This window comes from Microbacterium sp. Z11_20 (assembly GCF_057197605.1).
This window is the reverse complement of the sequence record NZ_JBXVOQ010000003.1, coordinates 376,867-402,170: the sequence shown is the minus strand read 5'-3', so window position 1 is coordinate 402,170 and position 25,304 is coordinate 376,867. Positions and strand designations below refer to the sequence as shown.

The window sequence follows — 25,304 nt, the reverse complement described above, 5'->3', positions numbered from 1 at the left end:
CTGTCAGCTTACGCGGGACCGAGGCCCGCGCGTGTCGTCCTCAGGCCCGCAGGTCGGGCACCTGGACCGCCGTATAGCCGCCCGACACGAACAGCACGCCCGATCCGGGTGCACCGCGACCCACGAACGGGCGCGGGATCTGCGTGCTGAACAGCTGCGTGCCGAGGATCGTGGAGGTCGGCGACAGCACGAGTCCGGTGCGGCCGCGCTTGGCGTCCGTGACGACGCCGCTGATGGCCGTTCCGGCCGAATCCGCCCCCAGCGAGATGATGAAGCGCAGCCGGGTCCGCGCCGCCACCAGCGCCCGCTCGAGCACGGAATCGCGGATGGCCTCGGCGTCGTCGACGACGACGGTGACGAGGTCTTCCGCGGCGATCGCCTCCTCCACCTGCTCTGCGGTGGACGCAGAGGTCAGGACGGGGATGCTGTGCGCGGCGGCCACTTCGGCCAGGACGGAGCCGGCAGCGGCGACCACCGCCATGCGGGTGCCGGCCCAGCCCAGCTGGTGGGTGATCAGCGCGAGGGCGTCGGTCTTTCCGCTTCGGCGGTCACCGACGACCACGAAGCCGCCCACCTCCGGCCAGTCGATCGTGAAGCGCGAGAGCGTGTCGCCGCCCACGCCGACCATCGGGGTCTCTGCGGCATCGGGCTCCGCGAGCGGCAGGAGCGCCGCATCCGACAGCCCGATGTGCGAGGGCAGCGGATCGACGCGCAGGGCAGCGGGCAGCTCCGACAACTGCGGGAACCGCGCGAAGTGCGCGGCGGCGTGCTCGACGGTACCGCGCAGGGTGGCGCCCTGGGCCTCCCCCGAGGTGTCGGCGTTGATCACCGCGATCTGCCCCTCGGTGCCGCTGGGCCCGAACAGGACACGACCGGCGGGCATGTCCTGCGGAATCTCCCGCACCATGATGCCCGCTCCGCGGTAGTCGTTCACGTCGCGCATCGGCAGCGCGTACTGCGCGTCGATGAAGCTCGCGATGCGGTCGGAGGGGATGCTGCGGTCGGCGGTCACGACCACGCGGATGCCGACGGCCGGCCCTTCGCGCAGCAGCCGCAGCATCTGGTCGCGGAGGGAGACCATCTCGTCCGGGCTGAGCGAGGCCGACAGCCGCTCCCAGCCGTCGAAGACGACGATGGCGTACGGCAGGGCCTCGCGCGGGTCGGCCGTGCGTCGCTGCTCGGCGATGCTGCCCACCGCGGCCTGGGCGAGCACGCCCTGCCGCCGCGAGAGTTCGCCGGCGAGGCGCGCGAGGAGCCGTGGGAGGCGCTCGGCGTCCTGCGGGGTGATGACCGCGCCGGTGTGGGGCGCCCCGGCCAGCGGCAGCAGTGCGCCGTTGCCCCAGTCGACGATGTACAGGTGCAGGTCGGCGGGCGTGAAGCGCAGCACCACCTGCGACAGGATCGTGCGCAGCGCCGTGGTCCGACCCGATCGGCTGCCGCCGAACATCAGCAGGTGCGAGTCGTCGAGGATGCTCCACACCAGCGGTCGCTGGGTCTGCTCGCTGGGAACGTCTTCCAGCCCGAGGATGGCGGCACCGTCCGGGACGGCGTCGTCGTCGAACCGGTCCAGCGGCAGGACATCGGGCAGCGGCATGAGCCACGGCGACGGGCTCTTGGGAACCCCGAGAAGCTGCGCGGCCTGGCCGGCCAGCTGCACGAGCGCCCGCAGGTCGGTGTCGTCCTGGTCGGGGCGGTGCGCGGTCTGCTGCGGGGCGCTGGGGTACCGCGGCGGAAGGCCCAGGGTCTGCCATTCCACGCGGGCCGCGGGCGGCAGCACCCGCGCGGCGCGCTGGTGGCCGAGCCGGAGAGCGGCGACGCGCGCGGTCTGGAACGGCGCGGGGGCCGCATCCAGCCCCGCTCGCACGTACCCGCGCCCGGGGGAGCCGGCCGGGATGAGAGCGGCGTCGGGGGTTCCGATGACATCGCCGGAGTCGGCACGATCGGTGACGCGGAGGGCGACGCGCAGGTTGATGTTCGACTGCATCTCGGGCGTGATCACGCCCGAGGGCCGCTGCGTCGCCAGCACGAGGTTCACCCCGAGCGAGCGCCCGACGCGGGCGATGCGCACGAGGCCGTTGATGAAGTCAGGCAGTTCGGTTTTGAGTTCGGCGAACTCGTCGACGACGATCATGAGGCGCGCCAGGCCCAGCCGCGCCGCGGCATCCGGGTCTTTCTCCCACGCGGCGTCGACGTCCTTCGCCCCGATGTCGTCGCGGAGCACCCGCTCGCGCCGCTTCAGCTCGGCGTCCAGGGAGGCCAGCGCGCGCTCGGTCTCCCGCGCGTCGAGGTTGGTGACCATTCCGACGGTGTGCGGCAGGCGGCTGCAGTCGGCGAAGGCCGATCCGCCCTTGTAGTCGATGAGCACGAAGTTCAGGGCGTCGGGCCGGTTCGCCAGGGCGAGGGAGATGACGAGGGTCTGCAGGAACTCCGACTTGCCCGACCCGGTCGTGCCGGCCACCAGGGCATGCGGACCGTCGGAGGCGATGTCGATCGCGAACTCGCCCTCGGTGCCGGCACCGACCACCACGTACGACTGGCGCGGAACGAGCTGCCACTGCTCGGCGATCGGACGCGGATCGTCGAGGTCGATGCCCATGAGTTCGCTGTAGCGGACGCTGGAGGGAAGCGTGGCGTCGTCGCCCACACCGCGGACGTGCTCGATGGGGCAGAGCGCCCGGGCGATGTCTTCGGCGTACGCGAGGCTCACCTGGTCCAGCAGCACCGGCGCGTAGTACTCCTCCGCGGATTCGACCCGGCCCAGGAGCGGATCGACGCCGTCCACGGTGACGACGGATGCGGCCTCCTCGGGCAGGCGCGAGCGGTCGCTGTCGAGCGCGACGACGTGGATGCCGAACTGCGCACCCTTCTCCAGGATCGTCACCATGCCCGGGAGCATGCGGTAGCGCCGGGCGCCGTCGATGACGAGAACGAGATGCGCATCCGCCGAGCCGCCGCGACGCTCGGCGCCCGCTCGCATCCGCGCCTCCAGCAGCGCCCCGACCTCGCGCAGGCGCTCCCGGCGCGTGTGGTCGGTGTTGCCGATGAGGGCCACCGGTCCGGCACCGACGTTGACGTGCGGAAGCCACTGCACCCACGACCACGTCGCCTCCTGCTCGCGGTCGCACAGCACGACGAACTGCAGGTCGCGGGGCGAGCGCAGCGTGGCGAGTTCGGTGATGACGGCCCTGGCGAGCCCCGCGGTGACGTCGGCGGGACCGCTGATGCCGACGGGGCCGGAGGCCAGGTCGACCGACACGGGCGCGGGAGACACGCCGACGCGGCGCTCGAGCGTGCGTTCCTTCTGCGGTCCGCCCTCGAAGCGCACCTCGAGGGGGATCTCGGCGACGCCGACCCGCACCCGCAGGGCGTCCTGGTCCGAGCGTCGGCGCTCCCACAGACGGGCGAGGGGGCGCGTGGCGATGTCGCGGATGACCACCGGGTCCAGGTGGCGGTACCACGCGTCCAGACGCTGCTCGCGCGTCAGATCGGCCAGGCGCGCGCGGGCGTCATGGATGTCCTGCACCCACTCGGCTTCGGTGCGCTGGCCCTTGCGCTCGGCCAGGCGCTTGTTCATGAGGAACGACCCCACGACCATGACCGGTGACGCCGCGGCCATCATGAGCATGATCGGTCGCTGGAAGACCACGGCGAGGGTGACGCCGAGCACGATGGGGATGATCGCCGACAGCCACGGCAGCGGCGATCCGTCGGCCTCGTCGGGCTTGTCGCCGGGAAGGGCCACCACGGGCGTCTGCCGGGCGGGACGGATGCGCGACGGGCGGTTGAACGCGCGCGTCCCGACCTCGTCGATGGTGAGGTCGGCATCCGGTGCCGGCGACATGCCGATGCGGACGATGCTGCTGCCCAGCTGCACGAGGTCTGCCGGCACGATCTGCACGGCGGCGGCCGTCTCGACGCCGTTGACGACGAGGCTGCCGCTGGGATCGGTCAGTGCCACGGTCGCCGTCAGCGGCGCGACCGAACCGTCCGGCGCCGACCCCCCGACCGCGGTCAGCGTGGCGTGACGGCCCTCCAGGTGCGGGTCGGCGACGCAGACGCTGGCGTCGTTGCTCCGGCCGATCACGATCTCGCGTCCGGGCTCGAGTGCGACCACCTCGCCGGCGAACGGCCCGGCGACGAATTCCAGGCGGAGCCTTCCCGGGGAGATGACGACGGGGGAAGAAGCTGGCACCCGCACGCCGCTGCGCACGCCCGACTCGGCGAAGCTCTCGCCGGCGTCGGCGCCGGGAGCGAGCACGGTCGGGTCGACTTTGAGCGACTCGGCAAGCTCCGACACCGTGGTGGCTGCATCCACCTTCACCACCCACGACTCGGCGGGGGCGGCCTCGTTCGGGCGGTCGATCGTGAGCCGGAGCGTCATGACGCGGGTACCTCCTGCAGGATGCGGGTAAGGGGGGCAAGAAGCGACGGCGCTTCGCTGTCGTCCTCGGACGGAGCTGCCACGGCGAGGCGGAGATCGGCGGTGCGCGACCACGACGGGGCGATCGGGGCGAGCGCGGAGGCGGGATCGACGGTGAAGCTGCCGAGCGACTGGCGGCCCGCAGCATCCACGACCCGGTAGGCCACCTGCACGGGACTCTCCGTCTCGGCCGCGCGGGCGAGTTCCCCGCCGGCACCGCAGGTGAGGGCGGGGTCCACCGCCAGGCAGGAGATGGTGACGTCGCCGGCGTCCACGAGGTCGGCCAGGAGCACCGGCTCCGGTCCGCTCAGGTGCAGCGCGCGGGGGGCGCCGGGAAGAGCCGACGTGGCGTGGAGGACCAGCTCCCCGTCGACGGCCTGTCCGGCATCGTCGGTGACGGTGAGCTTCACCGTGATCTCGCCGGGCTCGGCCGGCCGGACAGCGAGGTGCGCCGGCCCGACGCCCACGATCGCGGATGCGGGCATGACCTCGACGACCTCGACCTTCGCTTCGGCGCACAGGACGCACGTGAGATCCAGCAGCGACAGCGGCACGAGACTCTGCCGCCCCACCGGCAGCGGCACATCGATGGCGGGTGCGCCGATCTCCGGCGCGGCAGGCGGTTCGAGCCGCACGCGGTAGCGCACGTCGGCGCTCGCCGCCCCCGCCCGCAACGCGACCGGCAGGATCTGCTCTTCCCGGTCGGCGTCGAACGGGGCGGCGAGGCTGAGGCCCTCCTCCGTGCACGCGATGTCGACACCCTCGAGCGTCCCGACGCCGGCGCAGTCGATGCTCCACCCGCCACTGGGACGCACGTCGATCGGCTCCCCGTACGGGATCTCGATCACGCCGCTGTCGGCGCGCGCGTCGCTGGGGGCGGATGCGGCGGCCGGCGCCGCGCCCCACGCCACGCACGCGACGAGCGCCGCGAGGGCACCGGCGGCGCGCACGGACGAGCGGGGCATGGCGCCTCCAGGACAGGGGTCGATTCCCCACTATGATAGGCGGGTCCCAGGCGCCGGCCCGGGCTTCCGGAGCGTGGTATGAGCGACAGCACCCCGACGCGCCGCGCGCACCGCGAGGCCGCCGACGGCCCTGGTCCGTTGCGCTCGTCCGCGGCGCTCGCCGACCCCCCTGACCCGGAGGTCGCCGCCACGCAGTGGCGCCCCGCCGAGGGCATCCCCGCCGCCACGGTCGCTGCCGCCCCGCGGCGCTCCGGCGCCCCGATCACGGCCGCACCGATCTTCGCGCCCTCCCGCGTGGAGCAGCCGCCCGCCGACGTCGAACCGGCACGCATCGGTTGGGACACGGCGCGCGCCAGCCTGTCGGCCACGGCCGGCGACATCCGCCGTCTCGAAAGCGCCGCCGACGTCCTCCCCGAGCTGGAGGATGCCCAGGTCGCGCCCCGGCCGATGTGGCGGCATCCCGCTTTCCTGGTCTCCGCCATCACGACGCTCCTGGCGCTCATCGCGTTGGTGGTGTTCATCGTCCTGGGGCTGCTCAACCCGCGACCGGCCGCGACCGGCCTGACCCTCGCCGCCGGCGACGACAACGTCCGCGTGTCGTGGTCGGGTCCGGACGTCCCGTATCAGCTGATCGTCGTGGGCGGACCCGCCGGGGATGCGATGGACATGTCGCAGGTCGTCAGCGGTACCGAGGCGTGGATTCCTGTCGGGATGGGTTTCATCGACGAGCGCTCGTGCGTGCTCGTTCGTCCCGCCGCCGGGAACGAGACCGCCCCGGTGGCCCTGGATGCCGCCACCGTCTCCGCGCAGGGCGGCGCGTCCGCGTGCGTGGCGGATGACTGAGCGCCGCATCCGCGCCTTCGCCGTCCTCGCGACGGCGGCCGCACTGCTCGTGGGCTGCTCGGGGACCGCGCCGGAGCCGATCCCCACACCGACCACCGCTGACCTGTCGACGTACGAACCCGAGGGCGACGGCAACGGACTCGCGCTCCTGCCGCCGGAGGCCGCGCGCGACAGCGTGCTGACCGCGATGCGGGCGGCCGGGGGCGGCGAGGTCGCCGGCACCTACCGCGACGCCGCCACCGGGCGGGAGATGCAGGTGCGCCGGACCGGGAGCGAGCAGAGCTGGACGGCGGAGATCACGCTGGATGGGGCTGCCACGGCGATCGTCGTGGATGCCGGCACCGCGTGGGTGAACCCCTCCCCTGCCGCGGCCGGGCTCCTGGCCCTCACCGCCGGCCAGTGGTCCTGCGTGTCCCCGGACGACCCGGCCGTGCAGCGCTGGATGCCGCTCGTCCAGCCCGTCGACCTCGTCGCGCAGCTCACCGCGGACGCGTCGGGGCTCAGCGCCCCGGCCGACGGCGCCGTCGATCTCCTGCTCGGCGACGAGGGCACCGCCGGCGTGCTCACGGTCGCAACGTCGGGCGCGCCACTTCCCGCCCGGCTGGTGCGCGCGGACGAGACCGGTGCCGTGGACCTGAGCTTCACGGCGTGGGGCAGCGAGGCCGAGATCACCCCGCCCATCCCCTGCTGACCGCTGCCCGCTCGGCTGAATGCGGTCAGGTCACCAGCGAGGCTGGCCCTGGCACGCCGAACCGAGGCGGTTGAGCCCCACCTGGGGGTCGGCGAACGCCGCCCAGACGCCCTCGGGGTCGCGGCGCTCCGCCGCCTGCTCCATCGCGGTCAGCACCGCCGGAGCGCCGGTGGCCCACGTGATGTAGTCGGGCTGGGAGATGCCGTCCGCTCCCTGCTCGGCGATGGCACGCACCTCGCCGGCCAGCGCGATCACCTTCGCGAACGACTCCGGGCTCTTGGTCTGGCACTCGATCGAGGCCGCCATGAGATCCACCACGGGCTGGGCAAGAACAGCGCACCGCTGCGCGAGGACATCCGACATCCGTTACCGCCTTTCGTTTTCGCGTTGATCAATGGAAGAAATGACGCTCTCCCGTAAAGAACATCGTGACACCTGCCGCGCGTGCCGCATCCACGACCTCCTGGTCGCGCACCGATCCGCCCGGCTGGACGATCGTCTTCACGCCCGCGTCGATGAGCACCTGCGGACCATCGGCGAAGGGGAAGAACGCGTCGGATGCGGCGACCGAACCGGCCGCCCGATCCCCCGCCCGCTCGACGGCGAGCCGGCACGAGTCCACTCGGTTGACCTGGCCCATGCCGATCCCGACGGTGGCCGAGCCCTTTGCCAGCACGATCGCGTTCGACTTCACCGCGCGGCAGGCCTTCCACGCGAACACCAAGTTGGTCATCTCCTCGGGGGCGGGGCGCTCGCCCGACACGAGCTCCCACCCTGCCGCGACCGACTCGATGTCGGCGGGGAAGCGGTCGGCGTCCTGGAGGAGGAGCCCGCCGGAGACCAGCCGCACGTCCATCCGTTCCTGCTGCCAGTCCTCCGGAAGACGCAGCAGACGCAGGTTCTGCTTCAGCCGGAACACCTCGAGCGCTTCGGGCTCGAAGTCGGGGGCGACGATCACCTCGGTGAAGATGTCGCGGAGGTTCTCGGCCATCTTGAGGGTGACGGTGCGATTGGCGGCGATCACCCCGCCGAACGCCGACACCGGGTCGCACTCGTGCGCACGCAGATGGGCGCTGGCGATCTCGTCGAGTGCGTTGGGCGCAGCCACGGCGATGCCGCACGGGTTGGCGTGTTTGATGATGGCGACCGCGGGCTTGACCATGTCGAACGCGGCGCGCAGGGCAGCGTCCGCGTCGACGTAGTTGTTGTACGACATCTCCTTGCCCTGCAATTGCGTGGCCTGGGCGATCCCGTGCCCGCCCGAGCGCGTGTAGATCGCGGCGCGCTGGTGCGCGTTCTCGCCGTACCGCAGCGTGCTCATGCGCTCGGCCTTGATCGTGAGGTGCCCGGGCAGGTCGTCCTCCACGAGTGTGCCTTCGGCGAACCACGCAGCGACGGCCGCGTCGTAGGCGGCCGTGTGCGCAAAGGCGCGGGCGGCGAGCTGCTTGCGCTGCGTCAGCGTCGTGCCGCCCTCCCCGATCGCCTCGATGATCGCCGGGTACGACTCCGGCGAGACGACGATCGCGACGTTGGCGTAGTTCTTCGCCGAAGCGCGCACCATCGCCGGGCCGCCGATGTCGATCTGCTCGACGACGTCGTCGCCGGCGGCTCCGGATGCGACGGTCTCGACGAAGGGGTACAGGTTGACCACGACGAGCTCGAACGGCGCGATCTCCAGCTCGTCGAGCTGGCGTTCGTGGTCCTGCAGGCGGAGGTCGGCGAGCAGCCCCGCGTGCACGCCGGGGTGGAGCGTCTTCACCCGGCCATCCAGCGACTCGGGGAACCCGGTGACCGCCGACACATCGGTGACGTCGTACCCCGCCTCGCGGATGGTCGACGCCGTCGATCCGGTGGACACGATCTCCACGCCGGCGCCCGCGAGGGCCTCGGCGAGGCGCAGCAGATGGGTCTTGTCGCTCACCGACACCAGCGCACGGCGGATGGGGACGATGTCGCGTTCGCGGTACAGCGTCGGATCGTGGCGAGGACCGGCCATGGGAAAGCTCCTTCGAGGCGGAAGCGGGTTCAGGGGGCGGGGGTGGTACCGGCAGAGGGGAAGGCGACCGCGGCAAGGTCGAGCTCGCCGGTGGCCACGCGACGAACGACGTCGATCAGCAGGCGCCGCTCGACGGGCTTGATGCGCTCGTGCAGGGTGGCCTCGTCGTCGCCGTCGCGCACGGCCACCCGCTCCCGAGCGAGGAGCGGCCCCGTGTCCACGCCGGTGTCGACGATGATGACGCTGGCCCCCGTCTCCGAGACTCCCGCGGCGATCGCGTCGCGGACGGCATGGGCGCCGGGGAACTCGGGCAGATACGCCGGGTGGGTGTTGATGATGCGGGGCATCCACTTCTCCACCACCGCCGCCGGGAGGAGGCGCATCATCCCGCTCAGCACCACCAGGTCGGGCCGCCACACGTCGAGCTGGGAGTCGAGTTCCGCCCCCCACGCCTCACGCGAATCGAACCCGCTCCAGGGGACGAGGAAGGTCGGGATGCCGTAGGCCTCGGCATGCGCGAATCCGTCGGCCTCGCGGTCGGCACCCACCACGACGACGCGCGCGGGGAACTCGGGCGCTGACGCCGCATCCAGGAGGGCGCGGAGGTTGGAGCCGGTGCCTGAGATGAGAACGGCGACCGTGAGCACCCGGTCAGTCTAGCGAGGCGCCCGGGCGCGGTCCGGACGATCCGTCCTCCCGGTCGCGGTGAGGCGGCAGGACCGGGTCGATGGGGAACGTCACCGGCAGCGTCGGGAAAGGGGGCCGCTCGGGGATCGGGTCTGCCGGTGCCGGATCCCGGGTGTCGGAGCCCCGGCGGGGAGAGAGGAGCAGGATGGCCGCGCCCACGGCCACTTCGAGTGCGACGGCCAGGGCCACCGGGCCCGGCTCGGGGCCGGTGTCGGCCAGCCGTCCGGGGCCGATCGCACCGCGCGCGCAGAGGGCGAGGAGCGCGAAGACCGCACCGGTGAGAACGCTGGTGCCCGCGACGAGGACGAGGCGCGGCCCGTAGGGTTCTGCGCCGGGATGCTCCGCGACCAGCTGGGAGCGCAGCATCCAGCCCATGAGCACCCCGACACCGATCGGCAGGAGGGCGAGCAGCAGCAGCCAGGGCGACGTCGACTCGGGGATCGCCCCGAGGACGGGGATGCCCGGGATCACCCCGAGCTGCGTACCGGAGGGCGAGACGGCGCTGTCGGTGCCGAGCGCGAATCCGGGCCCCGCGGCGAAGGCCGCGCCCCACACGATCAGCGTCGGCAGGTACGCGAGCTGCCCCAGGGCCAGGACCGTGGCCCCGATCGCGTCGACGTTGCCGGCCTCGAAGAGGGCGACCACCTGCCCGCCGCGGGCGAGGACGGCGACGCCGAAGACGAGGGCGCCGACCCCGAGGAGAGCCGTCACCGCGATCGCCGTGCCGCGCACGAGCAGCCCCGGCACCCCGCCCCATCCACCCGGCAGAGCCTCGACGCGGTCGCGCAGGCGCCCCGCCGGCCCCTCGGCGACGACCCAGGCACCCACGGCGGCACCGAGGGCGCACGGCACGGCGAACACCAGCGTGGGGAACAGCAGAGCCTGCCACAGCTCCACCGACGCGAACGGGGTGGCTCCGGTGAACGCCACCGCGGCGGTGACGGCGGCGAAGACGAGCGATCCGGACAGGGCCCCCGTGAGCGGCTCCCCGGCGCGGGCCGCCCGACCGCCCGACCGCGCAGCGAACAGCGCGGTGAAGACGGCGAATCCGAGCGGGGCGAGGGAGAGGACGAAGTCGGCTGCCGCCGGGTCGATACCCGCCGCGGCGACGTAGGTGCCCGGCAGGTGGATGCTGAGGGGCACCAGATGCCCGAACTGCCATACGGCCGCGCCGGCGGGCCAGAGGGCCGCCCAGTCGGCACCGCCGCCGAGGGCGAGCACCCACAGGAGGGTGAGCGGGGCCAGAGCGATGGCGAGGCCGCCCGCGGCCGCCACGAGGGCGTCGAAGGCGGCGAGGAGGGCGACGAGGAGGCGATTCATGCGCCAACGACCCTACCTGCGGGAGGCGGCGGGAACGGCACGGCGCCCCGGGCTCCCCCACGGCGACCGCGGTGGAAGCGGCGGCTCAGTCGAGAGGATCGAGGACGAACAACGCGATCACCCGGTCGGTCTTCGTCTGATACTCGGCGTACTCGGGCCAGGCTTCGACCGCCCTCGCCCACCACTCGTCCCGCTCTGGCCCCTCGGCGAGGTGGGCGACGTAGTCGCCGAGCCGATCACCGTCCTGCAGCTGGACCTGCGGATTCTTCACGATGTTGAAGTACCACGCCGGCGGGCGCGGGGCCCCGCCGTCGGACGCGACGACCGCGTAGCGCCCGTCGTGCTCGACGCGCATGAGCGCGGTCTTGCGGAGCCCGCCGCTCTTGGCACCGACGGTGGTGAGCACGATGATCGGCTTTCCGCGCAGCTCGTTCGCCTCGGCGCCGGAGGAGGCTTCGAAGGTCTCGGCCTGCGTGCGTGCCCCGTCGTCGGTCCCGGGCAGATATTCTCCTGGGAGCGGCATGTTCACAGCCTACGGCGCATCCGATCAGGTTCAAGCCCCCCCCACACCCCTGAGGTCTCATGAGCACCAACGCGACCGAGAGGTCCACACCCACGCCCGCCCCCAAGAACGGTTTCGACCGCTTCTTCGAGATCTCCGCCCGCGGCTCCACCGTCGGCACAGAGGTGCGCGGCGGTGTGGTGACCTTCGTGACGATGGCCTACATCGTCATCCTGAACCCGATCATCCTCTCGGGCGGCACCGACGTCGCCGGGAACAATCTCGGGTTCGGCCCCGTCGCGGCGGTGACGGCCCTCACCGCCGGCGTCATGACGATCCTGTTCGGCCTCGTGACACGCCTGCCGTTCGCCTTCGCGGCAGGCCTCGGCATCAACTCCTTCCTCGCCGTGAGCGTCGTGGGCCAGGTCACCTGGCCCGAGGCGATGGGGCTCGTCGTGCTCAACGGCCTGATCATCGTGCTCCTGGCGGCCACGGGCCTCCGCCGCCTGATCTTCGACGCCGTGCCGATGGCCCTCAAGACCGCGATCACCGTCGGCATCGGCCTGTTCATCGCCTTCATCGGGTTCGTCGACAGCGGGTTCGTCACCTCGACGGGTCTCGGCTCACCGCCCGTGGGCCTGGGCGAGGCCGGGTCGATCACGACCGTACCCACGCTCCTGTTCGTCTTCACGCTCGTGGTCACCGCGATCCTCATGGCCCGCAAGGTGAAGGCGGGCCTGCTCATCGGACTGCTCACCGGCACCGTCGTCGCCCTGATCGTCGAGGCGATCTGGAACCTCGGCGGCCGCTCCGACGACAACCCGGGCGGATGGAGCCTGTCGGTGCCGGAGCTGCCCGCCCAGCTGGTGAGCCTCCCCGACCTCGCCCTCGTCGGAGAGGTCGACCTCCTCGGAGCCTTCGGACGGATCGGCGGGCTCGCCGCGACCATGCTCGTGTTCACGCTGGTCTTCACCAACTTCTTCGATGCCATGGGCACGATGACGGGGTTGTCGCGGGAGGCGGGCCTCGCCGATGACAAGGGCAACTTCCCGCGCCTGCGCTCGGCGCTGATCGTGGAGGGCATCGGCGCGGTCGCGGGAGGAGCGACCTCCTCCTCGTCGAATACGGTGTTCATCGAGTCCGGATCGGGCATCGGCGAGGGTGCCCGGACGGGCCTCGCGAACGTCGTGACAGGCGTGCTGTTCCTGCTGGCGATGTTCTTCACGCCGCTGACGACGATCGTGCCGACCGAGATCGCCGGCGCCGCCCTCGTGATCGTGGGTGCGCTGATGATGGCGCAGATCCGCCATGTGGACCTCGGCGACCTGTCCGCCCTCATCCCGGTGTTCCTGACGATCACCGTGATGCCGCTGACCTACTCGATCGCCAACGGGATCGGCGCCGGCTTCATCAGCTGGGTGCTCATCCGGTCGCTCTCCGGCCGCGCGCGGGAGATCAGCCCGCTCCTGTGGATCGTGGCCGCAGGCTTCGTCGTCTACTTCGCCCGCGGCCCCCTCGAGCAGCTCCTCGCCTGACCCCGGCCTGGGCCCCGGGCCCGGGCCCGCGAGGCGTCACGAGTCCGCGAGACTGCACGCTGCCGTCGAGACCGCCGCATAATGTCGCGGTCTCGTCGGCAGCGTGCGGTCTCGCGGATTCGGTTCGCGCGAGCGGGTGCCGAGACGGGACGGACGAAGGGCCCGGATGCGACGCATCCGGGCCCTTCGGGAGAATCCCGGTTACAGGGACTCGATGATCTCGCGCATCAGGGCGGCGGCCTCGGACGGCGTCTTGCCGACCTTGACGCCCGCGGCCTCGAGGGCCTCCTTCTTCGCCTGGGCGGTGCCGGCCGAGCCCGACACGATGGCGCCGGCGTGACCCATGGTCTTGCCCTCGGGGGCGGTGAAGCCCGCGACGTAGCCGACGACGGGCTTGGTGACGTTGGCGCGGATGAAGTCGGCCGCGCGCTCTTCGGCGTCGCCGCCGATCTCGCCGATCATGACGATCGCCTTCGTCTCGGGGTCGGCCTCGAACGCGGCGAGCGCATCGATGTGCGTCGTGCCGATCACCGGGTCTCCGCCGATGCCGATGGCCGTGGAGAAGCCCAGGTCGCGCAGCTCGAACATCATCTGGTAGGTCAGGGTGCCCGACTTCGACACGAGCCCGATGGGTCCCTTGCCGGTGATGTTCGCGGGGGTGATGCCCACGAGCGACTCGCCGGGGGTGATGATGCCGGGGCAGTTCGGTCCGATGATGCGGGTCGTGTTGCCCTTGGACTGCGCGTACGCCCACGCCTCGGCGGTGTCGCCGACCGGCACGCCCTCGGTGATGACGACCAGCAGCGGGATCTCGGCGTCGATGGCCTCGATCATCGCGTCCTTCGTGAACGCCGGCGGCACGAACGCGATCGACACGTCGGCGCCGGTCTTCTCGATGGCCTCGGCCACCGATGCGTACACGGGGAGCTCGACGGCGTTGCCGTCAGCATCCTGGTGCGACACGGTGGTGCCGGCCTTGCGGGCGTTGACGCCGCCCACGACCTGCGTGCCCGCCTTCAGCATCAGTGCGGTGTGCTTGGTGCCCTCGCCGCCCGTGATGCCCTGGACGATGACCTTGGAGTCCTTGTTGAGATAGATCGACATTGCTCAGTCCTTTTCGTCCCGAAGATCAGGCGTTGGCCAGTTCGGCGGCCTTGTCGGCGCCGTCATCCATGCTGGCGGCCAGGGTCACCAGCGGGTGGTTGGCGCCGGCGAGGATGGCGCGGCCCTCCTCGACCTGGTTGCCGTCGAGACGGACGACGAGCGGCTTCGAGGCCGTGTCACCCAGGATCTCCAGCGCCTTCACGATGCCCTCCGCAACGGCGACGCACGACGTGATGCCGCCGAAGACGTTGACGAACACGCTCTTGACCTGCTCGTCACCGAGGATGACGTCCAGGCCTGCGGCCATGACGGTGGCGGATGCTCCGCCGCCGATGTCGAGGAAGTTGGCGGGCTTCACGCCGCCGTGGTTCTCACCGGCGTACGCGACGACGTCCAGCGTCGACATGACGAGCCCGGCGCCGTTGCCGATGATGCCGACCTGGCCGTCGAGCTTGACGTAGTTGAGGTCGTGCGCCTTGGCCTGCGCCTCGAGCGGGTCGGCGGCTGCGGTGTCTTCGAGCGCTTCGTGCTCGGGGTGGCGGAACGCGGCGTTCTCATCGAGCGAGACCTTGCCGTCCAGGGCGATGATGTCGCCGTCCTCGGACAGGATCAGCGGGTTCACCTCGACGAGCGTCGCGTCCTCGCCCTTGTAGACGTTGAAGAGCTTGACGAACACGTCGGCCACCTTGGGGGCGAGCTCGTCGTCGAAGCCGCCGGCCCGGGCGATCTCGAGCGCCTTCTCCGGAGTGATGCCCTCGAGCGGGTCGACCTCGACCCGGGCGAGCGCCTCGGGCTTCTCCACCGCGAGCTGCTCGATCTCCATGCCGCCCTCGACGCTGGCGAGGCTCAGGTAGGAGCGGTTGGCGCGGTCCAGCAGCACGGAGAAGTAGAACTCCTTGGCGATGCGGGCGCCGGCGGCGACCATGACGCGCTGGACGACGTGACCCTTGATGTCCAGGCCCAGGATCGCCTGTGCGGCCTCGTACGCCTCATCCGGGTTCTTGGCGACCTTGACGCCGCCGGCCTTGCCCCGGCCGCCGGTCTTCACCTGGGCCTTCACGACGACGACGCCGCCGAGCTTCTCCGCTGCGGCCTTCGCCTCCTCGGGGGTGTCGGCGATGATGCCGGCGAGCACCGGCACCTCGTACTTCTCGAATAGATCGCGTGCCTGGTACTCGTACAGATCCACAGGGAATCCTCCGCTGGACGGTCAGTGGGTGGGGGCCGATTGTCTTGATATCAAGAGATCGACCAATGCCCCACCCTACTACTGACGGCCGGGCGCGCCGGACGGGTGCGCGTCAGATCCAACCGCGCTCCCGGGCGAGGATCACCGCCTGCTGGCGGGTGGACAGGGCGAGTTTCCCCAGCACGGACGACACGTGGTTGCGCACGGTGCCCGGGGACAGATGGAGCGACGCGGCGATCTGCGCGATCGTCTCGCCGCGTTCGCCGGCGCGCAGGACGTCGAGCTCGCGATCGGTCAGGGGGCTCCGCTGGTCACTCAGCGCGTCGGCGGCGCGCAGTTCACGGCCGCCGCGCTGTCGGCCACCGGCGTCTCGCGTGCTCGCGTGGCAGGCCGCAGCGATCGTGCTGTGGACGACCGTCCTGACGCTGATCGTCACGGGCGTCATCGCCGCGGTGGCCTGAGCCCCACTCGTGTCCCATCTCTGCAGGAAACAGGCGCCCGGAACCTGCAGAGGTGGGACATCAGGGCAGCCGCTTGAGGTCCCCCAGCGCCGGCCCCTCGATGCGCGCGCCGTTGGCTTCGAACCGGCTGGCGTGCAGGGGGCAGTCCCACGTGCACTCCTCGTCGTTCCACGACAGCACGCCGCCCAGGTGCGGGCACACCGCATCCACGGCCCGCGTGACGCCGTCCACCGTGGAGATCCCCACCGGATGCCCGCCGCGCTGGGCGACGACGCCCTCCCCCTCGGCGGGCTGGGGCACCGGCACCGGCGTGCGCTCCGCCTCGACCCACCCCTGGACGGCGGCCCGGCCGACCTTGGCGTTCTCCTTGGCACCGCGGGCCAGGTCGGCGGGCATCGTCATGCGCGTTCCGAGCGCCGTCATCCACCGCGGCTTGTCGCGATCGCCGAGGATCTCGGCGGTGATGCGCTGGGCGGCGGCGGGGCCGTTCGTGAGCCCCCACTTGCCGTACCCGGTGGCGAAGCGGATGCGGCCGAGCGAGCGAGGCAGCGCGCCGATGAACGGGATGAGGTTGTGCGACTGGTAGTCCTGAGCGCTCCAGCGGTGCGACTCCTGTGTCACCGGCAGATACCGCTGCGCCCACGCGACCAGTTCGTCGACGCGCTCGCGCTCGGAGCCGCCGCGACCGACGGGGTGCCCGGCGCCGCCCACGATGATGCCGGCGTATCCGGCGGGGCCATCTCCCGCGGAGACGGCGCGGACCGACCGCGACGGCGAATCGGCGGACAGGTACATCCCCTCCGGCACGTCCCCGTCGGTGCGGAAGGCGACGCAGTACGACCGGGTTCCGTGCGTCTTGGCGAAGTACGCCCCGCGATCGAGGACCGGCACGCCGGTGGCCAGGACGATGCTGTCTCCGTAGAGCGGGCCGGCGTCGGTGCGGACGAGCGCCCGGGGGAGCACCTTCGCGCCACGGACGGTCACGCCCGTGTGCAGGACCGCACCGGCCTCGACCGCCGCGCGTGCCAGCGCCGTCGCGAACGCCTGGGGGTCGATCGAGATCTGATCGTCGAGGGCGATCGCCGAGGCGGCGGGGAACGGCGTCGCGAGCATCTCGTCCTTGGTGGCGCGACGCACCTCCAGCCCCGCCTCACGGGCGGCGTCCTTCTCGGCCTCGACGGAAGAGAGCCCCTCGTCCGTCTGCGCATAGGTGAACGCCGTCCGCCGCAGGTACGGCACGCGCAACCGGTCGGCGGTGTCCACCACCCAGTCCTGGCCGGCCCGGTTCGCCTCGACGTAAGCCCGGACGAGCCCCGCGGGGTGCCCGCCCCGGAGGGTGGAGAGCACGGTCCCCTGCAGGAGGGATGCCTTCCCGGTGTTGCCCCCGGTGGCGAGGTTCCCGACCTCCCCGGCTTCCACTATGGCGACGCCGACACCCGCTCGGGCGAGGGTGTACGCGGTGGCGAGGCCCGTGATGCCGGCACCCACCACCACGACGTCGTACGACCGGCCCGGCTCGAACGGCGTGCCGGGAACGGGGGTCGCATCCTGCTTCCAGAGGGAGGTCATCCCCGCAGTCAATCCCCCGCAGCGGTGCACCGCCCAGCGGTTGACATCCACCGCCGAGCGGTGCAGACGCCGGCCGGTAGGCTTCCGGCCATGACCGACGCCGCCCCGCGGAGCACCCCGACGACCGTGGTCGCCGCCGCGATCGAGCTGTTCGCCGCGCGGGGATTCGACGCCACCTCGGTCGAGCAGATCGCGCAGGCCGCGGGGGTGTCGCGTTCCACCTTCTTCCGGCAGTTCGGCGGCAAGGAAGACGTCGTCTTCGCCGACCACGAGGAGCTGCTCCGCTCGCTCGAGGCCTATCTGCAACGACCCCACGACAATCCCTGGGCGGCGGTGTGCGACGCCTCCCTGCAGGTGTTCCGGCACTTCGCCGCCGACCCGGAGCTGGCCAGACGCCGGTACACCGTCGTGCGCGAGGTGCCGGTGCTGCGCGACCGCGAGATCGTGACCGTGTTCCGCTACGAACGGCTCTTCGACGAGTACCTGCGGCGCGCCCTGCCGGGGCTCGACCCCGTCGACGCCGTCGGATTCGCCGCCCTCGTGACGGCCGTGCACAACCACGTCCTGCGCCGGCTGCTGCGCGGCGAGCACGTGCGGCAGGCGACCCTGCGCCGGGCCCTGAACGACGTCCTTCGGCGGTTCGGCGTGCACCCCGACGGCGACGACCCCGCCGACGACGACGTGGCCGTCGCGATCTTCCCGCGGCGGATGCCGGCGGCCGAAGTCGCCCGGCGCCTGCGGGCTTCACTGCCCCGCTGATGTCAAGCCCCTAGGGGTGCGCGACGCAGCGGCAGAACCTCTTCTGGGAGGCAAGGAGGCTGCGCATGCGTCAGGGTTCGCGGATGGCTCTCCGCACGTTCGGCGTGGAGGAAGAACTCCTGCTCGTGGATGCTGCCACCGGCGTGCCGGTGCCCAAGGCGCCCAGCGTGATCGCTGCAGCCGCCTACGAGGATCTCCCTTCGGCCGTCGTCCCCGAGATGCATCAGGAGATGATCGAAGTGGTCGGCAGGCCGCACCGGTTGCTCGACGAGTTGCGCGGCGAGGCCCGCGACGCGCGTGCGGCCGTTGATCGCCTGGCGCGCGGGGTGGGAGCCCGCGCGGTTCCTCTCGCCGCCTCTCCGTTGCCGACGGTGCCGCACCCCTCCCCCGGAAGCCGGTACCGACGCATCGCCGCACGCTACGGCATCACGCCGCTGCAGTGCATGACGTGCGGCCTGCACACGCACGTCTCGGTCGCGTCCCCCGCCGAGGGGGTGGCGGTCCTCGACCGCATCCGCGTGTGGCTGCCGGCGTTGCGCGCACTCGCGGCGAATTCGCCCTTCAGCGGCGGTGCCGACACCGGATACGACAGCTACCGGTTCCAGCTGTGGAGCCTCTGGCCCTCCAGTGGACCGACCGACGTGTTCGGTGACCTCTCCTCCTACCGCCGGGCCACGGCCGAGCTGCTGGCCACCGGTGCGGTCCTCGATGAAGGGATGCTGTACGCCGACGCGCGGCTCTCGGTCCGCTTCCCCACGGTCGAGGTGCGGGTGTGCGACGTGCCGCTCACCACCGAGGCCACCGCGGTACTGGCCGGCCTCGTCCGCGGACTGGTCGCGTCGGCCGCCGACGCCGCCGACCGGGGAGAACCCCCCGCGCGGATCTCCGCCAACGCCCTGCGGCTGGCCGCGTGGGACGCTGCGCTCCGCGGACTGGGCGGCACCCTCCTGGACCCGCGCACCGGGCGACCCGCCCCGGCGGGCGAGGTCGTCCGGGCGATGGTGCGGTTCGCCGAGCCGGGACTGCACGCTCACGGCGACGCGGCGGTCGTCCACGACGGTGTCGAGCGTCTGCTGACCGCCGGGAACGGGGCGTCGTGGCAGCGCCGCACCGCCCCGGGCGGCCGCGACCTCCGCGGGCTCGTCCTGGCCGCGGCCGACCTGGATTGGTCGGCGGCCGGCGGTACGTCGGTGCCTGCGCTCTCCGGCTCCGCCTGAGCACCCGTCGCCGGTGGCACTCAGTTTCGCGTTGCGTGATACTGAGTACATGACTTCCCACTCCGCATCCGCTGCTCTGCCCGGCGAACGCGTCGCCCGCTACGACGTCACCGCACGCCGCGGAACGGACTATTACGCCGTGTTCGATGACATCCCGGAGGCGGACCGCGCCGCGTGGGAACGCGCGAAGACCTTCGTCGACGAGGTCGGTCCGCGCATGCAGGCCGAGTGGGATGCCGCCTCCTATCCGCTGGACCTCGTACGCCGGATGGGCGAACTCGAGCTGTACACCGACGGCATCGACCACCCCGATCTCCCCACCTCCTCTCCCCTGGCCGCCGGCCTGGTCAACATGGAGATCTCCCGCGGGGACGGTTCCCTCGGCACGGTCGTCGCGGTGCAGGGCGGCCTCGCCCTGCGGACGCTGGCGCTCTTCGGCAGCCCCGAGCAGCAGGCGCGCTGGCTCGGGCCGATCGCGCGCGGCGAGGTGCTCGGATCCTTCGCGCTCACCGAGCCCGACCACGGGTCGGACTCGGTGTCGCTGGAGGCCGTCGCGCGTCGGGTCCCTTCGACAGGCTCAGGGACCGGGGAAACAAGCTCAGGGACCGGGGAATGGGTGCTCCGCGGCACCAAGAAGTGGATCGGGAACGGCGCCTCCGGCGGCGTCACCTTCGTATGGGCGCGCGTCGACGATGAGGGAGCGCCCGACCACGGCGCCGTGCGGTGCTTCCTCGTCGAGCAGGAGACGCCCGGCTACACCGGCACGGTGATCACCGGCAAGGCGTCGCTGCGCGGCATCCACCAGGCCCATATCGCCCTCGACGACGTCCGTGTGCCCCCGGATGCGGTGCTTCCCGGCACGCGCAGCTTCAAGGACGCCTCCACCGTGCTCTTCTCCACGCGCTCGGGCGTCGCCTGGTCGGCGCTGGGTCACGCCACCGCCTGCTACGAGGCGGCGCTGAGCTACGCGACCGAACGCGTGCAGTTCGGCAAACCGCTGGCGAAGTTCCAGATGGTGCAGGAGCGGCTCGCCCAGATGCTCGACGAGCTGACCGCGATGCAGCTGTACTGCCGGCGCCTGGCCGATCTGGAAGCATCCGGTGGGCTCCGTCCCACGCAGGCGTCGCTGGCGAAGTACCACAACACGCGCGCGGCCCGGCGGGTCGCTGCGTCGGCCCGCGACCTCCTGGGCGGCAACGGCATCCTGCTGGAGAACGGCGTCATGCAGCACATGGCCGACATCGAGGCGATCCACACGTACGAGGGCACCGAGAGCGTGCAGGCGCTGCTGCTCGGCCGCGACATCACCGGCGTGAGCGCCTTCGCGTAACCGGCGTCGCCGCACGCCGACCGGGCCGCATACCCCGACGGGGGTGCCTCGGCAAGCTCCCCCGCCGTCGGCGCATCAGGGTTAGCCTCGCCCCATGGGATGGTTCCGTAACGACCCGCAACGGGTGCAGCTCGAGTCGCAGGACGTCCAGTTGAAGGCCACCACGGCTCCGTGGAGTCTGTGGTCCGATGCCTTCGGCAAGCTCGGCATCCGCGCCATCCAGATCATCGTCGTGGTGATCGTGGCCGCGGCGATCATCTTCGCGATCCAGTCGCTGACTCTGGTGACGATCCCGCTCGTGATCGCACTGATCATCGCGTGCGCCTTCAACCCGGTGATGAGCTGGATGCGGCGTCGCGGCGTCCCCTCGCTCCTCGCGACCATCCTGACGCTGCTGGCGATCGTGATCATCCTGTCGGCGCTCGGCTGGCTGATCGTCTGGGCGGTGCGGGATCAGTGGAACGAGCTCTACGCCCAGGCCGAGGACGGTTTCCGCAAGCTCGTGGCGTGGGTGCAGACCCTCCCCTTCGACTTCGTGCAGCCCGACCAGCTCGACGAACTGGTCAACACCGTCACCGACTTCGTCACGAGCGCGCAGTTCGGATCGGGCGCACTGGCCGGCGTCGGCGCCGTGGCGAACTTCGTCACCGGGTTCGTCCTCCTCGTCACGATCCTGTTCTTCTTCCTGAAGGACGGACCGCAGATGTGGGAGTTCCTGCTGCGCCCCTTCCGCGGCGAGAACTACGTTCGCGCCCGCCGCATCGGCGACAAGACGGTCACGGTGCTCGGGGCGTACGTGCGCGGCACGGCGACGGTGGCCGCAGTGGATGCCATCGGCATCCTGATCGGCCTGCTGATCCTGCGGGTGCCCCTCGCGATCCCGCTGGCGGTGCTGGTGTTCCTGCTCGCCTTCATCCCGATCGTCGGCGCGACCGTGGCCGGCATCCTCGCCGCCCTGGTCGCGCTCGTGGCCAACGGGCCGTTCGTCGCCCTCATCGTCGTGGGAATCGTGGTGCTCGTCAACCAACTGGAGGGCAACTTCCTGCAGCCGGTGCTCATGGGCCGATCGATGAAGCTGCACGCCTTCGTCATCCTGGTCGCCTTGGTCGTCGGCACCGTCGTCGGCGGCATCGTGGGAGCCGTGCTCGCCGTCCCGATCGCGGCCGCAGCATGGGGCGTCGTTCAGGTGTGGGACGGTCCGAATCTTCCCGCCCGCTGGGCGCGCCCGAAGACCCTCGAGGCCTGAGCGCGCGCAGCCACCCGCCCACCCACGCGCTGTCCCCGACCATGTCTCAGTTTCCGCAGAAAACAGACCCCAAAACTGCAGAAAGTGAGACATGAAGTGCCGGAGGCGAGACATGAAGGGTGGAGAGTCCGCCCGAGCCGAAGGGCAGGATGAGAGCATGCCGCACGAGATCCCCGCGCCCATGCTCGCGAAGTCCGTTCCGGAGATTCCCGCACCCGACCGCGTTGCCGGCGGGCTGAGCTACGAGCCCAAGTGGGACGGCTTCCGCGCCCTGGTGTCGTGGGACGGCACCGATGTGGAGATCGGCAGTCGCGGCGCGAAGCCGCTGACCCGCTACTTCCCCGAGCTCGTCGAGGCATTCGCGCGCCTCCTCCCCGAACCGTGTCTCCTTGACGGCGAGGTCGTCGTTGCCACGGGGGACCCTGGCGCCCAGCGTCTGGACTGGGAGGCGCTGTCCCAGCGCATCCACCCCGCCGCATCCCGCGTCACCCTCCTGGCCGAGCAGACCCCGGCGATGTTCATCGCGTTCGACCTACTCGCACGCGGCGACCGCGACCTGCAGGCCGAGCCGTTCGGCGAGCGCCGTGCGCAACTGGCCGACCTGCTGTCGGGCGTCCCGCATCCGGTGCACGTCACCCGCACCTCCCACGACCCCGAGGTGGCCCGACGGTGGCTGACGGAGTTCGAAGGCGCGGGCCTCGACGGCGTGGTGGCGAAGCCCCTCGCGCAGCCGTACGCGCCGAACAAGCGCACGATGTTCAAGATCAAGCACGCGCGCACCGCGGATGTCGTGGCGCTGGGCTACCGCATCCACAAGTCGGGGAGCGGTGTGGGGTCGCTCCTGGTCGGCCTGTACGACGACGAAGGCCGGCTGCTCAACGTCGGCGGGGTCGCCGCGTGGAGCGACAAGCGCCGCCTCGAGCTCGTCGACGAGCTCGCGCCGCTGGTGGAGCGCGACGCCGAAGGGAGCGCCGTCACGGGCGAGACCGACCGCTCCCGCTTCTCAGGGTCGAAGGACGTGTCCTTCGTGCGGCTGCGCCCCGAGCGCGTGCTGGAGGTGCGCTACGACCAGCTCGAGGGCCGGCGCTTCCGCCACACCGTGCAGTTCGAGCGGTGGCGCCCCGACCGGGACGCCTCCTCGTGCACGTTCGACCAGCTCGAGTCGGTGACCGCCTACGACCTCGCCGCCGTCCTCGACTGACCCCCCCTCCCCTCCCCCGTCGACTCGCCACAAAACGTCGGGTTTTCGCGCGAGACACGACAGGTCGTGGCGAGTCGACCGGGGGTCAGGACCAATTGTCGGGGTTGCGGCGGCTGGGCTGCACGCGCGGGGGCTCACCCGGCATCTTGGGGAAGTCCGGGGGGAAGGGCAGCTCGCCGAGCCCGTTCTCCAGGTCCCGCTCCCACCAGCCGAGGAGCGTGTCGATGCGCCCCGGCCGATCGAGGAGCCCGGCCCACGGGTCGCCCACCTCGGCGAGGCGCTGCGGGATGCTGCGCACCGTGAAGGCCAGCGGATCCACCTCGTCGAGCTCGTCCCACGACACCGGGGTCGACACGGTCGCCGCCGCCAGCTGCCGCGGCGAGTACGCACCGGCCATCGTGCGATCGCGGTTGGCCTGGTTGAAGTCGACGAAGATCCGCTCGCCTCGCTCTTCCTTCCACCACGCCGTCGTCACCTGCTCGGGCATCCGCCGCTCCAGTTCGCGGGCGGCGGCGATCACGGCGTGGCGCACGTCGAGGAACTCGTGCGTCGGCTCGATGGGGCAGAACACGTGGAGGCCCCGGTTGCCGCTCGTCTTGATCCACGGCTCGAGGCCGCCCTCACGCAGCACCTCGCGGAGTGCGTGCGCCGCGACGACCGCCTCGGCGAAGCCCGTCCCCGGCTGCGGGTCGAGGTCGATGCGCAGCTCCACGGGGTTGTCGGGGTTCGAGGCGAGCGATGCCCACGGGTGGAAGACGACCGTGTTCATCTGCGCCGCCCACACCGCCGAAGCGATCTCGGTGAGCACGAGCTGCGGATGCTTCCGCCCGCTGTTGTACGTCACCGTCACGGCCTCGACGTAGTCGGGCGCACCCTTGGGCGGGTTCTTGGAGAAGAAGCTCTCGCCGTCCACGCCGTCGGGGAACCGCTCGAGCGACACGGGCCGGTTGCCGTTGGCGGCGAGGAAGGGGTCGGCGACGGCGACGAAGTACTCCGCGAGCTCTCGCTTGGTGATGCCCGCGTCGGGCCACAGCACGCGGTCGGGGTTGGAGATGCCGACCTCCCGATCGCCGTGCGGGCCGGGGACGGTCAGGGTGATGCGAGGGGAGGCCATGCACCGACGCTATCGGCGGTCGACTCTCGCGTCATCCCTCTAGGGTGCGAGGGCGAGCAGCGGGGCGAGGTCGTCGCGGGTGAGGCGGATCCACGGGCCCGCCGGATCCACGAGGAGGCCGGTGAGCGCCTCGTCACGGCTCAGGGCGGTCGCCAGCTGCGCGGCGGTGATGGGAGCCGCGGCATCCCCCCGGGCCAGCGCCACCGATTCCAGCGGATGGGAGAACACCTCGAGGAACCGCTCCCCCTCGGCCGTGCGGGTCTCGGCCACGCCGACGGGGCCGCCGTCGGTGGGGCGCTTGACGGCGATCCACAGCGGAGCCTCGGTCAGCGCCAGGGCGATCTCCGTCGCGGTGACCGCGGTACGGGGCTCGGCGAGCAGCGTCTTGATCCGCAGCGTCTTGTCCGCCTGCTCCACGGCCCGCTGGAGGATCTCGCGGGGCAGCACCGCTCGGGCGGGAGCGGAGTTGTTGTCGAGGATGAGGCCTTCGTAGTCGCCGGCGAGGACGTGCCCCAGCACGGCCAGCACCGGCTGACCCATGGCGGACGTCTTCGTGTCACCGTCGGCGCGCACGCTCGCCTGGATCGCGGCACCGCCGCTGTAGGCGAGCACGTACCGCTTGTCGCCGAGCGTCGCAATCGACAGCGGCAGCGGTTTCCCGGCCGACAGCAGGGCGCGGGCATCACCCTGCACGCGCAGGAAGAGATGGCCCTGCAGCAGCTGCCGGGCCACATTCATCAGTTCCGCCCCGCCCGGCCGGGCGGGAAGGGCAGCCAGAGCCTGCACCAGCAGCACGTTGTCGCGCAGCCCCGGCAGCGTCGAGGTGGGCGCCGGCGCCTCGGCAGGCACCGCGCGTCGCGGGGGCAGCGGCATCGCCGCATCCGGCGAGGAGGGGGATGCGGCGCCGCCGGGCCGAGCGGGGTCTGCCGGTGAGGCGGCGGGCGGCTGTGCCGCGCCCACGCCCCGGAACTCCGACAGCGAGATGGAGACCTGGGGTGACGGGTCCACGGACTCGCCGGCGGATCCCTCCGCCGCCGGAGAGTCCTCGCTCTCGCGCGGGGGTTCGATCGGCTGCTCGCCCGGCTCGACGCCCTGCGCGGGCGTATCGGCGGGCGGTGTGGTCTTGCGTCGGGAGAACAGAGCCATCCCGGCCAG

At 71.8% G+C, this 25,304-nt stretch carries 21 protein-coding genes; 8 read left to right on the top strand and 13 right to left on the bottom strand.

Annotation, left to right across the window (positions count from 1 at the left end):
- Nucleotides 1-40 precede the first annotated feature (40 nt).
- Complete coding sequence (locus AC2DFQ_RS09930) at nucleotides 41-4,381, bottom strand: type VII secretion EssC family protein (protein ID WP_484533772.1); 4,341 nt, start codon at nucleotides 4,379-4,381, stop codon at nucleotides 41-43.
- Nucleotides 4,378-5,385 carry a hypothetical protein gene (locus tag AC2DFQ_RS09925; RefSeq protein ID WP_484533771.1) on the bottom strand — a complete coding sequence of 336 codons (1,008 nt, stop codon included), beginning with the start codon at nucleotides 5,383-5,385 and terminating at the stop codon, nucleotides 4,378-4,380. The genes AC2DFQ_RS09930 and AC2DFQ_RS09925 overlap by 4 nt, the downstream gene beginning before the upstream one ends.
- 78 nt (nucleotides 5,386-5,463) lie before the next feature.
- Between AC2DFQ_RS09925 and AC2DFQ_RS09920 the strand changes: the two genes are divergently transcribed.
- Both AC2DFQ_RS09920 and AC2DFQ_RS09915 read left to right on the top strand, forming a co-directional pair.
- Entirely contained in the window at nucleotides 5,464-6,228 is a 765-nt protein-coding gene (locus AC2DFQ_RS09920; protein WP_484510567.1) for a hypothetical protein, read from the top strand.
- The gene (locus tag AC2DFQ_RS09915; RefSeq protein WP_484533770.1) at nucleotides 6,221-6,919 is read left to right on the top strand and encodes a hypothetical protein; all 699 of its coding nucleotides are present in this window, start codon (nucleotides 6,221-6,223) and stop codon (nucleotides 6,917-6,919) included. The genes AC2DFQ_RS09920 and AC2DFQ_RS09915 overlap by 8 nt, the downstream gene beginning before the upstream one ends.
- Nucleotides 6,920-6,949: 30 nt before the next feature.
- Here AC2DFQ_RS09915 and AC2DFQ_RS09910 read toward each other — a convergent pair whose 3' ends face one another.
- The 5 genes from AC2DFQ_RS09910 to AC2DFQ_RS09890 form a co-directional block, all read right to left on the bottom strand.
- A complete protein-coding gene (locus AC2DFQ_RS09910) occupies nucleotides 6,950-7,282 on the bottom strand; it encodes a hypothetical protein (RefSeq protein ID WP_484510565.1) in 333 nt (110 codons plus the stop codon).
- Nucleotides 7,283-7,310: 28 nt separating this feature from the next.
- Nucleotides 7,311-8,915, bottom strand: a complete 1,605-nt coding sequence (gene purH / locus AC2DFQ_RS09905) for a bifunctional phosphoribosylaminoimidazolecarboxamide formyltransferase/IMP cyclohydrolase (RefSeq protein ID WP_484510564.1) — start codon at nucleotides 8,913-8,915, stop codon at nucleotides 7,311-7,313.
- Between the two features lie 29 nt (nucleotides 8,916-8,944).
- Nucleotides 8,945-9,562, bottom strand: a complete 618-nt coding sequence (purN, locus tag AC2DFQ_RS09900; protein ID WP_484533769.1) for a phosphoribosylglycinamide formyltransferase — start codon at nucleotides 9,560-9,562, stop codon at nucleotides 8,945-8,947.
- A 4-nt stretch (nucleotides 9,563-9,566) separates the two neighbouring features.
- Nucleotides 9,567-10,922: a cell division protein PerM gene (locus AC2DFQ_RS09895; protein ID WP_484510562.1), complete on the bottom strand. Its 1,356-nt coding sequence runs from the start codon at nucleotides 10,920-10,922 to the stop codon at nucleotides 9,567-9,569.
- Nucleotides 10,923-11,007: 85 nt separating this feature from the next.
- On the bottom strand, nucleotides 11,008-11,445 hold the full coding sequence (locus tag AC2DFQ_RS09890; protein WP_484510561.1) for a nitroreductase family deazaflavin-dependent oxidoreductase: 438 nt from the start codon (nucleotides 11,443-11,445) through the stop codon (nucleotides 11,008-11,010).
- Between the two features lie 59 nt (nucleotides 11,446-11,504).
- Here AC2DFQ_RS09890 and AC2DFQ_RS09885 point away from each other — a divergent pair, with 59 nt between their 5' ends.
- Complete coding sequence (locus AC2DFQ_RS09885; RefSeq protein WP_484510560.1) at nucleotides 11,505-12,959, top strand: NCS2 family permease; 1,455 nt, start codon at nucleotides 11,505-11,507, stop codon at nucleotides 12,957-12,959.
- 201 nt (nucleotides 12,960-13,160) lie between these two features.
- Here AC2DFQ_RS09885 and sucD read toward each other — a convergent pair whose 3' ends face one another.
- The 4 genes from sucD to AC2DFQ_RS09865 all read right to left on the bottom strand — a co-directional run bounded on the left by sucD (nucleotide 13,161) and on the right by AC2DFQ_RS09865 (nucleotide 17,282).
- On the bottom strand, nucleotides 13,161-14,063 hold the full coding sequence (sucD, locus tag AC2DFQ_RS09880) for a succinate--CoA ligase subunit alpha (RefSeq protein ID WP_484533768.1): 903 nt from the start codon (nucleotides 14,061-14,063) through the stop codon (nucleotides 13,161-13,163).
- Between the two features lie 25 nt (nucleotides 14,064-14,088).
- Nucleotides 14,089-15,252 (bottom strand): ADP-forming succinate--CoA ligase subunit beta, encoded by a 1,164-nt coding sequence (sucC, locus tag AC2DFQ_RS09875; RefSeq protein WP_484533767.1) that lies wholly within the window; start codon nucleotides 15,250-15,252, stop codon nucleotides 14,089-14,091.
- A 112-nt stretch (nucleotides 15,253-15,364) separates the two neighbouring features.
- The gene (locus tag AC2DFQ_RS09870) at nucleotides 15,365-15,688 is read right to left on the bottom strand and encodes a response regulator transcription factor (RefSeq protein ID WP_484533766.1); all 324 of its coding nucleotides are present in this window, start codon (nucleotides 15,686-15,688) and stop codon (nucleotides 15,365-15,367) included.
- A gap of 85 nt (nucleotides 15,689-15,773) precedes the next feature.
- Nucleotides 15,774-17,282, bottom strand: coding sequence for an FAD-dependent oxidoreductase (locus AC2DFQ_RS09865; RefSeq protein WP_484533765.1), 1,509 nt, complete (start codon nucleotides 17,280-17,282; stop codon nucleotides 15,774-15,776).
- A 90-nt stretch (nucleotides 17,283-17,372) separates the two neighbouring features.
- Here AC2DFQ_RS09865 and AC2DFQ_RS09860 point away from each other — a divergent pair, with 90 nt between their 5' ends.
- The 5 genes from AC2DFQ_RS09860 to AC2DFQ_RS09840 all read left to right on the top strand — a co-directional run bounded on the left by AC2DFQ_RS09860 (nucleotide 17,373) and on the right by AC2DFQ_RS09840 (nucleotide 23,035).
- On the top strand, nucleotides 17,373-18,041 hold the full coding sequence (locus tag AC2DFQ_RS09860; protein WP_484510553.1) for a TetR family transcriptional regulator: 669 nt from the start codon (nucleotides 17,373-17,375) through the stop codon (nucleotides 18,039-18,041).
- 83 nt (nucleotides 18,042-18,124) lie between these two features.
- Nucleotides 18,125-19,258 (top strand): carboxylate-amine ligase, encoded by a 1,134-nt coding sequence (locus AC2DFQ_RS09855; protein WP_484533764.1) that lies wholly within the window; start codon nucleotides 18,125-18,127, stop codon nucleotides 19,256-19,258.
- A 49-nt stretch (nucleotides 19,259-19,307) separates the two neighbouring features.
- On the top strand, nucleotides 19,308-20,588 hold the full coding sequence (locus tag AC2DFQ_RS09850) for an acyl-CoA dehydrogenase family protein (RefSeq protein WP_484533763.1): 1,281 nt from the start codon (nucleotides 19,308-19,310) through the stop codon (nucleotides 20,586-20,588).
- 94 nt (nucleotides 20,589-20,682) lie between these two features.
- Nucleotides 20,683-21,834, top strand: a complete 1,152-nt coding sequence (locus tag AC2DFQ_RS09845; protein ID WP_484510550.1) for an AI-2E family transporter — start codon at nucleotides 20,683-20,685, stop codon at nucleotides 21,832-21,834.
- A 157-nt stretch (nucleotides 21,835-21,991) separates the two neighbouring features.
- Nucleotides 21,992-23,035 carry an ATP-dependent DNA ligase gene (locus AC2DFQ_RS09840; RefSeq protein WP_484533762.1) on the top strand — a complete coding sequence of 348 codons (1,044 nt, stop codon included), beginning with the start codon at nucleotides 21,992-21,994 and terminating at the stop codon, nucleotides 23,033-23,035.
- Between the two features lie 85 nt (nucleotides 23,036-23,120).
- Here the strand turns inward: AC2DFQ_RS09840 and ligD are convergent, their stop codons facing one another.
- The gene (gene ligD, locus AC2DFQ_RS09835; RefSeq protein ID WP_484533761.1) at nucleotides 23,121-24,149 is read right to left on the bottom strand and encodes a non-homologous end-joining DNA ligase; all 1,029 of its coding nucleotides are present in this window, start codon (nucleotides 24,147-24,149) and stop codon (nucleotides 23,121-23,123) included.
- Between the two features lie 39 nt (nucleotides 24,150-24,188).
- A complete protein-coding gene (locus AC2DFQ_RS09830) occupies nucleotides 24,189-25,295 on the bottom strand; it encodes an SseB family protein (protein ID WP_484533760.1) in 1,107 nt (368 codons plus the stop codon).
- Nucleotides 25,296-25,304: the final 9 nt, after the last annotated feature.